We start from the raw sequence: 13,553 nt of genomic DNA, 5'->3' as shown, positions 1-13,553 counted from the left end.
TAACTCCCCCTCCTACTCGATGGTAGGGGGCTCGCCAGGCCTACCGGGTTTTTTCGGCAATCATCTCCTGGTAGCCCACCCGGAAGTCCGGATAGCGGAAATGGAAACCAGAGTCCAGCAGCCGCTGGTTGTTGCAGCGTTTGCTCCCTGCGCGACCACCCTGGCGGGCGTCGGGGCCAGGCTTGGCACAGGGTAGTTGTTCACGCACCCACGCCACCACCTCATCCAGTCGCACAGGCTCGCAATCACTGGCAAGGTAGCAGTCTTCAAGTGGTTGGCCGGCGAGTGCCCGCTCCACGATATGGCAGGTGGCCGCGGCCGCATCCGCTTCGTGGATACGATTGCTGTAGGGGCCGGGAGAGGTCGGGTTCATGTTGCCGTTCATCACGGCATCGAGGAAGCGCGCCCGCGACGGGCCGTAGATGCCACTGAAACGGATTACGGTTGCCGGACTACCGCTCTCCAGGGCGACCCTCTCACCCGCGAGTATCGCCTGGCCACTGTATCGGGTGGGGTCGGTTGGGCTGGTCTCATCCACCCAGGAATCGTCGTCCTGAGCGTAGACACTGCTGCTACCGATAAACACCAGCCGCGTGAGCTGGCGCCCGTCCAGTGCGTCGATCAGGTTCCGCAGGCCCTTTACGTAGGCATTGTGATAGCCCTCGTTGTCGTAGCTTGCTGGCGTGAGGCAATAAACCACAATGTCGAGGTTGTCCGGCAGTACTGAACGCACCTGCTCCGGCACCATGAGGTCCGCCCCCAGCGCCTGGATGCCCTCCGGGACCTTGTCCGGACTGCGCCGTAGGCCGTATACCTGCGCCGTTCCGGTAAGCTGAGAGGCAATGGCGCCACCGAGCTTGCCACAGCCCGCAACCAGTATTCTTGGCGTTTGTTGGTGCTCAGTGATTGCCATAGACAATATCAATCCTTATGCTTTGGCTAATAAATTAACGGAACGTTTGTACGATCCCTGACCTGGACGAATTCTGACCGGAGCCCGCCATGACTCTGACCGAGTTAAGATACGTTGTTACCCTTGCCCGGGAAAGGCATTTTGGCCGTGCCGCCGAGCGCTGTCATGTCAGTCAGCCGACCTTGAGTGTGGCCGTCAAGAAACTGGAGGACGAACTCGGTATACCCTTGTTTGAGCGTAGCAAAAACAGTATCCGGGTCACCGAAACGGGCAAGCGTATCATCGACCAGGCCCAACGGGTCCTGGATCAGGTGGGTGTTATCCGTGACATGGCTCAGGATGGCAAGAACCAGCTCAATGCCCCCCTTAAGGTGGGTGCCATCTACACCATCGGCCCCTACCTGTTCCCACACCTGCTGCCGGAGCTGCGCCGCGCGGCGCCTGACATGCCGCTCTACATTGAGGAAAACTACACCGCCACACTGCGGCAGAAACTGCGCCAGTCAGAACTGGACGCCATCATCATCGCACTGCCGTTTGAAGAGCCGGAGGTCGTTACCCTGCCGCTCTACGACGAGCCTTTCGTGGTGCTGCTGCCGGGAGGTCATCCACTGACCAAGCGTGACAGCCTGACCGCCGAGGAGTTGGCGAAGGAACAGTTGCTGCTGCTTGGCCCCGGCCACTGTTTCCGTGACCAGGTGCTGGAATCCTGCCCGCCGTTGGTGGATGCGGTCACCCGTAATCCGAGTGCTGCGGCGCCGTCACTGGTGACTGAAGGCAGCTCTCTGGAGACCATACGTCACATGGTCGCCTCTGGTTTGGGTATCACCGTTTTGCCTTTGTCCGCTGCAACGGCGATGCAGTATGACGAGAGCATACTTGCGGTCAGGCCTTTTGCGGCGCCAGTACCCTATCGCACGGTGGCGTTGGCCTGGCGGGTCACTTTCCCACGACCAAAGGCGATTGATGTGCTGTCGCTGGCGGCCAGCCAGTGTCGGGTAATTGAGAAAGCGAAGATTGAAACCCCGGCTGCGGCCGCAACCGCCTGAGCCAGGCCATGATGTCACTGGACGACATTGCCGTTACCACCCTGAAGGGCGTCGGTAATGCCCTGGCCGACAAGCTGTCGAAGCTGGGCATCCGTTCGCTGCAGGATTTGCTGTTCCATCTTCCCCATCGATACGAGGATCGCACACGCATTGTCTCCATGGGCAACCTGCGCATTGGCGACGTCGGGGTGGTGGAAGGCGAGGTGATGAAAACCGATCTGGTGATGGGCCGGCGCCGAAGCCTGCAGGTGACCCTGAAGGATCACAGTGGCTTCGTGGTCATGCGTTTCTTCCATTTCAATGCCGCCCAGAAGAACCAACTCACGGAAGGCGCGAGGGTGCGTTGTTTCGGCGAAGTTCGGCCGGGGCGGGCCGGTTACGAATTCTACCACCCTGAATACCAGGTCAATCCGCCGCCGATGCCCGCGCAGGGTGAGGCCACGCTAACGCCCGTTTATCCCCTGACAGAAGGCATTCAGCAGCCGCGAGTGCGCGCTCTGTGCCAGCAGGCGCTGGGCTACCTCAAACGTTACCCGATCCGTGACTGGTTGCCGGAAGAACTGCTCGCCAGTTACCAGTTGCCGGGTATCACCGAAGCGGTCGAGCTGGTGCATTCGCCGCCGGCCAATGCGCCGGTTCATCTGTTGATGGAGGGGCGGCACCCGGCCCAACAGCGACTGGTTATGGAAGAGCTGCTGGCCCACCAGCTAAGCCTTTTGCAGGTACGGCAACAGGTTCAGGCCCGGGAAGCGCTGCCGTTACTGCCAACCGGTGATCTGCCGGAACGTTTTCTTGATCTGCTTCCGTTCAGCCTTACCGGGGCACAGCGACAGGTTATGACCGAGATCCGCCAGGATCTCAGCCAGCCGGTACCCATGTTGCGGTTGGTGCAGGGAGACGTGGGGTCTGGTAAAACCGTGGTGGCGGCGCTGGCAGCACTGCAGACCATTGGTGCTGGCGCCCAGGTGGCGCTGATGGCGCCCACGGAAATACTGGCGGAACAGCACTACCAGAATTTCCGCGGCTGGCTGGAGCCGCTTGGCATCCAGTTGGCGTGGCTGTCGGGAAAGATTAAGGGCAAGGCACGAAAGGAAACTCTGGAGGCCGTTGGCAGTGGCGAAGCCACCGTGGTGATAGGTACCCATGCCCTGTTCCAGGAAGATGTTGCGTTCAGTCGCCTGGCACTGGTGATTGTGGACGAACAACACCGTTTTGGCGTGCATCAGCGGCTGGCCCTGCGGGAGAAGGGCGTCGGCGGCACCATGGCGCCACACCAGTTGATTATGACAGCGACCCCGATTCCGCGTACGCTGGCCATGAGCGCCTATGCGGACCTGGATACGTCGGTGATTGATGAGCTGCCCCCCGGCCGCAAGCCTATCGAAACCATCGCCATTCCCGACAGCCGGCGTGACGATGTGACCGATAGGGTACGAAAGGCCTGCAAGGAAGGCCGGCAGGCATACTGGGTGTGCACGCTGATTGAGGAGTCAGAAGCGCTGCAGTGCCAGGCGGCGGAAGTGACTGCGCAGGAGCTGGCGGAACGTCTGCCAGATCTGAAGGTGGGGCTTGTTCATGGTCGCCTCAAGGCGGCCGAAAAAGCAGCGGTCATGGAACAGTTCAAGAACGGCGAGCTCGACCTTCTGGTCGCGACCACCGTAATTGAAGTGGGGGTGGATGTGCCCAATGCCTCGCTGATTATCATCGAGAATCCGGAGCGCCTGGGCCTGGCGCAGTTGCACCAGTTGCGGGGCAGGGTTGGCCGGGGCGAAGAGGCCAGTTTTTGCGTGTTGATGTACCATCCACCATTATCGCTGAATGGCAAGGCGCGTTTGCAGGCCCTGCGCGACAGTCAGGACGGTTTTGTGATTGCCGAGAAAGACCTGGAAATACGCGGGCCAGGAGAAGTGTTAGGCACCCGCCAGACCGGTATGATGCAGTTCCGGCTGGCAGACTTTGAACGGGACAAGGGCTGGATCGAGCCAATCCGTGAAATGGCGCCGCCGCTGATGCAGCAGCCGGCGTTGGTGAACGGTTTGATTCGCCGTTGGTTGGGGGAACGAATTCGTTACGGCGACGTGTAACTGCGCCGCGCCGGTAGAAAAAATCGTGTGAAAACCCACCTGATGTCAAAGTTGGGTCGCTGTTTGTGCCCTATACTGAGTGAAACCAATGTGTCCAACGGGGCACCGTCTACATTTTGGGAGAAACTTATGGAGCTACCTGTCGTAGTCAGGCAGGCGTTGGGTGAGTCTGCTGCCGGCGTTTCCCTTAGGGATGTGAGCCAGGCCCGGGACGACGAACTGTTGCGAATGGTGTTGCTCACGGATGAGGAGGGGAATCTCCAGGCCATTTGCCGCGAGGGTGACCTGCTCGATATCAGTGCCCTGAACAAACAATTGGGGCGAGATCTGCGGGTGATGAAGCGACGGGAACAGGTCCGGGTTCGTGAGCGCTCTGGCCTGACCGAGCTGCCCGCCTTACCGTCTCTGACCGGCTGGCCCACGATTGTGGACGCGCGGGTGGATGAGTTGGCGTCCGTGGCATTGGTCCTGGGCGAGCAGAATCTTTGTATGGTCATGCCCGGCGACGAGTTCCGGGGAATCACCGTCGCGGCCGACCGCCATTCGTTTTCGGTGGCGCGGGATACCATTGCCGTGAATCTCAACAGCCCGGAAAAAGACCGGGACCAGCTGCATTCCGCCATTCGACGGTTTACCTCGCTGCGCATTCAGCAGCGCCTGGAAGACACTCTTGAGTTGCCTCCTCTACCCGAGACCGCCCAGCGCATTATTCACCTGCGGGTGAACCCCAATGCTGTGATGGGGGATCTGGTGGATGTCGTGGAAAGTGACCCCAGCCTGGCGGCTCAGGTGGTCAGTTGGGCGTCCTCGTCCTTTTATGCGGCGGCGGGGCAGGTGCGTTCTGTGCACGACGCGGTCTCTCGGATTCTGGGGTTCGACCTGGTGATGAACCTGGCCATGGGCCTGTCTCTGGGGCGTGCCCTGAAGCAGCCCCAGGATCATCCGGAAGGCTATGTGGATTACTGGCAACAGGCAATATGGCAGGCTCAGTCGGCCGGTATCCTGGCCAGCATGATGCCTCGTGGCGAACGTCCTATCTTTGGTCTTGCGTACCTGGGGGGGTTGTTGCACAACTTTGGCTACCTGGTGCTGGCACAGGTGTTTCCTCCCCATTTCAAGTTGGTGTGCCGGTCACTGGAAGCAAACCCCCATCTCGACTCCTCAATGATTGAGCATTATCTTCTGGGCGTGACCCGGGAGCAGATTGCGGCGGAACTGATGCAGAACTGGGGTATGCCCGACGAGGTCTGTCTGGCAATCCGAAACCAGAAGAATCCTGGTTACGACGGCCCTCACGCGGTATACAGCAAACTGCTCTGGCTGAGTCGGCAACTGCTGACCAAGCGCGGTGTTGCGTTGGGTGCGGGGGAAGAGGTGTCGGACGCGTTCTACGAATCGCTCGGTCTGAACAGGGAAAAGGTGGAAGCGCAGTTTGATGAACTGGTAGGAAACAAGGACAGCATTATGGCGATGGCGGGGATGATGAATCAGTAGGTCCTCTCTACCGCCAAACCTCTCTAGTTTAGCCCCGCAAAAAAGCCGGCCCGAAGGCCGGCAAGCTCACCCGCTTGTTGCAGATCAAACCAAACGTGTTCAGGAGAAAACAACGTGAGCAGTTGCAGGGTCGGTAGTGGCAACGTGCTTTTTTAAACTTAGCCAATATGGAGTGAAATAAAAGCTGGCTACGTTGGTGTTTGGTGAATGAGCCGGGCGTCATAATTTCGTGACATCTGAAGAGATTGATTTGTAAAGCTAATCAAACCTTCAGTGATGAAATTCGATTACAAACTGTTACAAAATACTGGAGCGTCAGACTCATATTGGTAAGGGTCAGGCCTGGAACGGATGGTGTCGAATGGCCGTTGCGGCGCGGCGAATGGCGTCGGCGTGCTCCTTTTCGACTGCCAGGCGCTCGCGGTCCATCTTTTCCACGAAGCGGGCATCTGTTTCCTGGCGGGCGCGATGGGTCGGCATGTGCTGGATCTGCTCATGCACTTCCTGGAACACCCGGAAAGGAGACTGGTCCAGCAACTCCGGTGCCACGTGGTCCAATAGGCCCTTGATTCGCAGACAGGCTTCGGAGTATTCAACCTGATTCTCTTCCACCGCCATGGCCAATACCCGGATACTTTCAATCATGCTGTCGCGGCGTTCCTTCTGGAAAGACTCTGCTTTCTCCTGCCGCCTCCTGCTGTCCTGCAGGGCACGGGACTGGCGGCCGATAAACGCGACAAGCAGCGCGATGGCCAGCAGGCCGGCAATAATCAGTGTCCATTGAAGCCACGGCGGCATAGAAGTCTCCCTTGAGAATGTCAGGCCTGTTTACGCTGGCGGTCCGCACGCCAGACTTTTACAGACACGGTCTGCCCATTAAGTACGGACGTGCCAACAAGCGGATCAATCTCCTGATCGCTCAACACGTCGTTTATGCTGGCGCCAGCGTGGGCAACCGCCACACTCTGCCCGGTACCCTTCCGATGGTGGCCCCAGCCATGGGGTACTGAAACCACGCCCGCCATCACATCCTCGGTGATCTCCACCGGCAATACGATCTGCCCGGAGGTGGAGCCAATCTCGGCGGAATCACCAGCCTGAAGGCCACAGCGAGCAGCATCTTTCGGATGGATCATCAGGGTACAGCGGTCTTTGCCTTTCACCAACCGCTGGCTGTTGTGCATCCAGGAATTATTGCTGCGAACGTGCCGGCGCCCGATCAGTAGCAGACCGTCGGAGGCCGGTGCCGTGAGTAAGGTATGGAGCCGCCCCAGATCCTGTAAGTAGCGGCGTGGGGCGAGGTTTACCTTGCCGTCGCGGGTAAACAACCTGCCGGGCATGCATGGGCGAAGTGGCCCGAGATCCACACCGTTGGGTAGTTCCTTAAGGGCGCTGATGGACAGCCCCTTGGGCAGGTCCTGCCAGTGGCGGTTCAGTGGGCTCATTTTTGCCAGACCCCGCAGGGGATGGCGCTCCGGAAGTATATCCATCACCAGGTCGATGGCGGGCTGGACCAGGCCGCGTGCAGGACCGATGTCGGTTCCGTAGGGCCCGGCCCGCAACATAAGATCAAGGATCGGGTCCGGCCCGATCTGTTTGAACGCACGCCAACCCATCTCGGAACGCAGGGGCAGGCGGCCACCTTTTCGCTTCTTCTCCAGACGGTGGGCCAGTTCCAGCAGTATCTGCCAGTCGTGGCGGGCGTCTTTGCCCGCATCGAACAGGGCAGGGCTGTATTTGGCGGTGTTGCGAACGGCAAACATGTTGAAGATCAGGTCGTAGTGGCTGCGTTCAAGCCCGGCGGTGGGAGGCAGTATGACGTCCGCATGACGGGTGGTTTCATTGAGGTAGTAATCCACCGACACCATGAAATCGAGGCCGCCGAAGGCCTCGTCGAGCCGTCCACCGTTGGGGCTTGAAAGCACCGGGTTGCCCGCCACCGTCACGAATGCCCGTATCTGGCCCTCGCCCGGCGTGAGAATCTCATCGGCAATGGTGCTTGAAGGGTATTCGCCGGCAAACTCAGGCAGTTTTTTCACCCGGCTGAACCGCTTGCCGAAATGGCCCTTCTGGCCGGACATGCCACCGAGTGCGATCAGATCAATCGCGGGTTGCGTGAACATCATGCCGCCAGTGCTGTCCAGCTTCCCGGTCAGGATATTGAGCACGTAGGCAAGCCAGGTCGCAACGCCGCCAAAGGCCTGGGTACTGGTGCCCATGCGAGTGTACAGCGCAGCCCTCGGTGTTGTGGCCAGTTGCCGCGCGAGGTTGCGGATATCAGCAGCCGGCATGCCCGTCTGTTCGCTGACGGCTTCGGGGGTGAAGCCCATTGCGGCCAGCCGGACCAAGTCTACGTCTTTCGTCCATTGTTCTGCATGGCCGAGGTTCACCAGGTCTTCTTCAAACAGGGTGTGCACCATGGCCATTAACAGCAGGGCATCGGTGCCAGGGCGAATGAAGTGGAACTCGTCGGCCAGTTTGCCGGTCTCTGTGCGGCGTGGGTCCACGACCACCATCCTGCCGCCACGGCCCTTGAGTGCCTTGAGTCGCCCACGGAAGTCCGGCACGGTCATCAGGCTGCCGTTGGAGGCCATCGGATTGGCGCCAATGCAGATGAACAGGTCGGTGCGGTCGATGTCCGGTATCGGGAAGAGAATCTGGTGCCCGAACATTTCCAGGCTGGCCAGCATGTGGGGCAATTGGTCGTTGGAGGTGGCGGAGAACCGGTTCTGGGTACCCAGGGCCCGGAGGAATGGCATGGTAGCCACCAGCGAGCCGTGATTGTGTACGTTGGGGTTGCCGAGGTAAGCGCCAATACTGTTGCGGCCGTGCTCTTTGCGTACCCGGTGCAGTCGGCTGGCCACCAGGTCAAAGGCTTCGTCCCACTCCATTTCCTGCCAGCCGTCGGTGGTGCGCCGTACCGGTTTGCGCAGGCGCTCCGGGTCTTCGTGGAGGTCCTGGAGGGCGACGGCCTTGGGGCAGATGTGGCCATGGCTCAGCGGATCGTCCTCGTCGCCCTTGATGGAGGCGACGTGGCCATCCCTGACCTCGATGGCCACGCCGCACATGGCTTCACACAGATGGCAGGTACGGTAGTGGGTGCCGTTTTCCATGGGGTCTCTCCAAACTGGTTGTTATTGTTCTGAGCATGGCCAAGCAGGGACGGTATTCCGAAACACGCTTTGAATACGTCCCTGTAACGCTCGGGCTCCGCCATCCATGGCTCCGCACGGTTTCGGAACACCGTCCCCGCTTGGCCCCGGACTTCGGAGTTGGTTTCAACAGGCAACCAGATTAGCAGGAAACGCAGGAGAGTGGAAAACCGGTTTATGGCCTTTCCGGCCACAAAAAAGGCCAGCCCGAGGGCTGGCCATAAGTAGCGGAGCCTGAAGTTAGTACTCTGCTGGAATTTCCTTGATGGGGTTGGACAGGAAGTTCAGGTAAACGCCGCCAGCTGGAATTTCCAGAGGAATGTTCCCCAAGCTTTCTATGTTGACTGTCAGCGGCACACGATTGGTGTTTCTTTGCTCTATTTGCATCCTGCCATCATCAAAGAAATTGATGTCGCCTTTCAGTTCAAGAGTGAACGGTTTGCTGTACAGGTCGTGTGGTCCGCCAATGGGTGGTTCCAGCAGCGGGGCGTCGAGCTGAAGGCGGGCTTCGGTTCTGAACTCGGTCTGGCCATCATCATTCTCGACAATAACGCCTTCCACCAAGCCTTGTGGATTGTCCTCGGAAGTCTCCGTGTTGTATCGCATCCGAAGGATCTGTGGCCCAGTCGGTTCTTCCAGCGTGATCAAGCCGGCAATCCGCAGGTAAACCGAGGTAGAGGTTGTCGCGAGCATGGTTGGGTATAAGAGTACCCTTACACCGGTCTGCTCTCCTGAGTCCGGATCGATGTAGGGGCCGATAACCTCTGTATTCAGTCCATAGGTCTGATAGATGAATTTATTCTCTGGGCATTCATCACCGTTGGTCGGGCACCCGACTCTTGCCGGAGTGGACATTAGCAGTATTGTTGCGTTGCCTGCTGATTTCAGTTTTGCGGCATTGGCGGACGGCAGGAACTCGCTGGCATCGTTTGGATCCACTTCATGATCGAATGGCTCCAGGCAGTCCTGGGAACCCAGCGCGTCGCAGTCAACCACATAGTTCGAGTTTGTATCCCGAATCGGCAGGTTCCGTAAGGGAGTGAATACTGTATCTAGCGCTTCACCACCTCGGAAGTAAATGTCCATATTTGGCCCGCCAACATCTTCAGGGTTTACCAGGAGATCGGTTTGCAGGGCAAGACCGTTGGCGCCGCAGATGAAATCCTCGGTTCCGGTCTGGCATTGGCCTCCGGAAGTGGATTTCATGCGATAACGATACAGGCTATCGATTTCCCAGGGCTCGTCCGGGTAAAACCGAATCCGTTGATTGTTCTTCTCCAGCCGGCCGGATACCGCTTCAATTGCAGCGCCGCTCTCGTCCACTCTCTCAACCACAAACGTCTCGCCGCTGCGGATGGAGTCCAGATCCATGGACTGGGAGAACACGACCACGATGGGGCGGTCCGTAGGCATGGTAGTTACCGGCAACTCGTCCCCGCGAGGACCATTAGGTGCGTTATCCACACACTGCCCATGGCTATCTTGGCTTAGGTTGACCCCGGTGGTGACGCATGGGTAACCGGGATAGGTTGTCAGCGCCAGAGGTGACCTCTGTGGGACTGAACCGCCGCCAATGTCAGGGAGGGCGAAGCTGAGGTTCTGCGGTGTGACACCATTGCCTGCAAGGTCGGTCAACGCGTTGCCGATCTGCACGGTGTAATCAACACCATGCTCCAGGCCTCCGACCGGGTTCAGTACCAGGGCGGTTCCGTCGAGTTTGGCGTCCAGTGTGTTGTCGCCAACCGTCAGCGGTGTGCCTGCCGCGTCCAGCACAATGCCATCGGCGATGGTATCGGCGTCCAGCGGTTCGTCAAAATTCAGTACGATCGGGTCGCCAGGGCGCTGCATCTGATCACGATCACCCGGGAAGGCATCGTCCGGTCCTGGCATCCAGCTCACTAACTGTGGGCCGGTGTTGTCCGCCAGTTCTTCGTCCCGTTGTTCGGCAGCATCCAGTGCGGACTCGGAATCCGTCGCGGCTTCGATGCGAAAGGCAATGGTGGCATCGGTGAATTCCTGGCCCAGCAGGTTGGGTTCCACCATGCCGATGGCGTCGATGGTCAGAACGCCGTCTTCCACGATCGCGATGCCGGTCAGCTCCACCCCAAGCAGGTCCTGGGATAACGAAGCATTGGGCTGCGCCTCTTCCGTGTTCATGGCAACATCCATGAACAGTTTGACGTGGCGCGGCGCGTTCATGTTATCCGTGTAGGGGTTTGGCATCAGGTAACCGGTGGCGTCCGACAACATGGTCACCTTGATGTCACCGGTTTGCTGGATGTTTCCGGTTGCCGGATCTATAACCGGCACCTCACCGTTGACACGGACATCCAGGCTGCTGCTGGTTAGCACGCTGCCTTTCGGAACTCGCAGTGGCAGGGGCTCATCCGCCGTAAATGCCGGTGCGTAAGCGAGCTCTGCAAACAGATCGCCGGTTTGCTGGGACGGCCCGGCATTGCCCTGCAGTACGGAGTTCAGAGTAATTCCGTTGATGATTTGCCCGTTTAGCCGAGACTTGCGGGTGTTCGCGGCGCTCTCGCCGGCGTTCAGACCGGAATCCACCACTTGCTGGGACAGCACAACGGTTGGGCCGGTGTCGCGTGGGGTGATAGTTTCGCTGAAGTCGTCCAGCGTGCCGCCATGGAGACTCGACAGGTTGCGGACTGACACGGTGTAGGTCTCGCCCGAGGTGAGTATGTCCTCCTCGCGGCCACAGCGCTCTTTCGAGTCTGCCAGGCAGGGGTCGATGGTGATGTCCCGGCCTTTCACAAGAACGGTGGCCGGCACCACGTTCGCGTTGCTGTCAGTGATTTCAATGACACCACCGAGCGCCTTCCAGTCCGGGTGTACGGTCTGGGTCATTTGCAGTCGGAACGTTGAGAAGTTCATGGGCTGGAATACATTGCCCTCGGAGGGAATCATTTCCGCAACTGTGAACTCGGGGCTCAGGTTGTCCAGCCCGGCGATGCCGCTGAATGCACCCCGTGTTGAAAACTGCACGCCCTCCGGGCCAAAAGCATTGGGGGTCGGAATCGTACGGCCGCCTTCCGCCTGCAATGCCTCGGTAAACTCAATGGTGTAGTCGGCGCCCGGGCTGAGTTCGCCCTGTGGCGACAATGTCAGACTGCGCCCACCATCCACGCTTTCGGCCGTGAAGCTCAGGTCGGTGCTACCATCGGTGATGCGGATTTTGCTGGCAACATCGTTGTCAGACAGCGCATGGGAGAAGCGCAGCACCATGTCGGCCTTGGGGCTAACGTTGCTCTGGCCATCCGCCGGGTAGGAGTAAACCACCTCTCCCGGAGTTGTCGGCTCGTCGATGGTCTGTTCATCACCCCCGCCGCATGCTGCCAGGAACATCGCGGGAATCAGTGCCAATGTATTGTTGTGTTTCATGGCAAACCTCTCCTCAGAACTTCAGGGTGATGGAGCCGCTGATAACGTGAACGTCACCGTCGGCGGTTGCCTGCTGTTCGTTACCGTCATAGTCGACGATGGTGAAATCCCGGTCCTGCAGCTGCTGATATTGGTAACCGATATCCAGCCGTACCGGGTAGGCCAGCACACGGGTGCGTTCATAGGTTGCACTGATGCCTAGCCCGGCCACGATCTTGTCGGTGTCCAGATAGTTCAGCTCCGGGTTGCGGGTGGTTTTGAGGGGAGACTCCTCATACGCCAGCCCGCCCCGGACGGCAAAGTGACGGCTGAGCTGGTATTCAGCGCCGATGCGAGGCACCAGGATGTCATCAAAACGGATGCGATTGGCTGCGCTGACATTCTCCTGATCCTTGATTGTGTCGCCGGCGAACTCGTCTTCCAGTTCAGACCAGTTCTGCTGCTCAATGCTACCGCCGATGCGCCAGCCGTCACCCTTGTACTGGGTGCCGATGGCAAAGGTTTCCGGTTGGAAGGAATCGATAGTAGCCACCGCAAGGCTCAGGCCCGGGTCGGGGATGGTCTGTGTAACGATAATGTTGGAGTCTACAGACGTCGAAGCGGATGACTTGGTGCGATAGGTGATCGCGCTTTCCCAGCCGTCGAGGAAACAGTCACTGTCCGGACAGAAAGTATCGCCCCACTTGATGGTGGTGCCAAGGATGGACTTCAGCGAGGGCTCGGCGTTAACCGCCAGTCGCTCGCGGCTGGTTTCACCGCCAAGTGTTGAAACGGCATCCAGTTGAGCGGCTGCTTCCAGAGTGACACGCACCGAAAAACCGCCTGAGATGCCCCGCCAGAGGGGGGTGGCACCACCAATGTTCAGGAACAGGGGTTCCTTGCCATATTGCAGGTACTGCCCGGTTTCGGAGGTTTCCGAGGAGAATGCCAGCATTTCCTTACCATACTTCTCAACGCCTGCGATGAAGCCCAGGTAAATCGGGTGATCGAAGCGGGTCAGGGACGCCAGGTTGGTTTTCATGCCGATCAGGACGTGCTGGCTCGGCGAATCCGAAATGATATCGCCGTCTGCATCGGAACGGCTGGAGCGCAATTCCTGCTCCGCGTGAAGGATGCCGCCGGTCAGCTCGCCACGCTCGTCACTGGTCAGATAGGACGGATTGTAATAGGTGGCTGACACATGCTCGTTGAACATCGACAGGGACTGTGCGGTAGCCACGTCCACGGGCATCACGCCATAGGTTGTACCGATATTGCCCATACTGGCAGAGGCATTCAATGAAAAACCGGCCGAGGCGGCTACAACGGCGAGTGTCATCGCACGCAGGGAAAAGCGGGAGGTTGAAACCATGAAACACACTCCATTTGTTTGTCTTTGTTATGGACCTTTGCCGTGCCCCCGGAGTCGGGTAACAGGGCTGGCAATTATTGTTGGTACATTTGTTCGAAAAGCAGTGTAGTGCTC

Annotated in this window: 8 protein-coding genes; 3 read left to right on the top strand and 5 right to left on the bottom strand. The window is 59.1% G+C overall.

Annotated elements, in window-relative coordinates; all coding sequences use genetic code 11:
- Positions 1-40: 40 nt before the first annotated feature.
- Complete coding sequence (locus tag B2590_RS11570; RefSeq protein WP_075195722.1) at positions 41-913, bottom strand: NAD-dependent epimerase/dehydratase family protein; 873 nt, start codon at positions 911-913, stop codon at positions 41-43.
- Positions 914-1,002: 89 nt separating this feature from the next.
- Here B2590_RS11570 and B2590_RS11565 point away from each other — a divergent pair, with 89 nt between their 5' ends.
- From B2590_RS11565 to B2590_RS11555, 3 genes are all read left to right on the top strand, one after another.
- Positions 1,003-1,962, top strand: a complete 960-nt coding sequence (locus tag B2590_RS11565; protein ID WP_041332640.1) for a hydrogen peroxide-inducible genes activator — start codon at positions 1,003-1,005, stop codon at positions 1,960-1,962.
- A gap of 8 nt (positions 1,963-1,970) precedes the next feature.
- Positions 1,971-4,046, top strand: a complete 2,076-nt coding sequence (gene recG, locus B2590_RS11560; RefSeq protein WP_075195721.1) for an ATP-dependent DNA helicase RecG — start codon at positions 1,971-1,973, stop codon at positions 4,044-4,046.
- 129 nt (positions 4,047-4,175) lie between these two features.
- On the top strand, positions 4,176-5,540 hold the full coding sequence (locus B2590_RS11555; protein WP_036203187.1) for an HDOD domain-containing protein: 1,365 nt from the start codon (positions 4,176-4,178) through the stop codon (positions 5,538-5,540).
- A gap of 336 nt (positions 5,541-5,876) precedes the next feature.
- Here B2590_RS11555 and B2590_RS11550 read toward each other — a convergent pair whose 3' ends face one another.
- From B2590_RS11550 to aupA, 4 genes are all read right to left on the bottom strand, one after another.
- Entirely contained in the window at positions 5,877-6,338 is a 462-nt protein-coding gene (locus B2590_RS11550; RefSeq protein ID WP_036203189.1) for a DUF2489 domain-containing protein, read from the bottom strand.
- 20 nt (positions 6,339-6,358) lie between these two features.
- Positions 6,359-8,653, bottom strand: a complete 2,295-nt coding sequence (locus B2590_RS11545) for a molybdopterin-dependent oxidoreductase (protein WP_075195720.1) — start codon at positions 8,651-8,653, stop codon at positions 6,359-6,361.
- Between the two features lie 279 nt (positions 8,654-8,932).
- Entirely contained in the window at positions 8,933-12,088 is a 3,156-nt protein-coding gene (locus B2590_RS11540; RefSeq protein ID WP_286809940.1) for an Ig-like domain-containing protein, read from the bottom strand.
- Between the two features lie 13 nt (positions 12,089-12,101).
- A complete protein-coding gene (gene aupA, locus B2590_RS11535) occupies positions 12,102-13,439 on the bottom strand; it encodes an alkane uptake protein AupA (RefSeq protein WP_075195718.1) in 1,338 nt (445 codons plus the stop codon).
- Between the last annotated feature and the right edge of the window lie 114 nt (positions 13,440-13,553).

Origin of the sequence: Marinobacter sp. UBA3604, assembly GCF_002375325.1 — a bacterium.
Taxonomy (GTDB): Bacteria; Pseudomonadota; Gammaproteobacteria; order Pseudomonadales; family Oleiphilaceae; genus Marinobacter; species Marinobacter salarius.
This window is presented reverse-complemented; position numbering and strand designations above follow the sequence as displayed.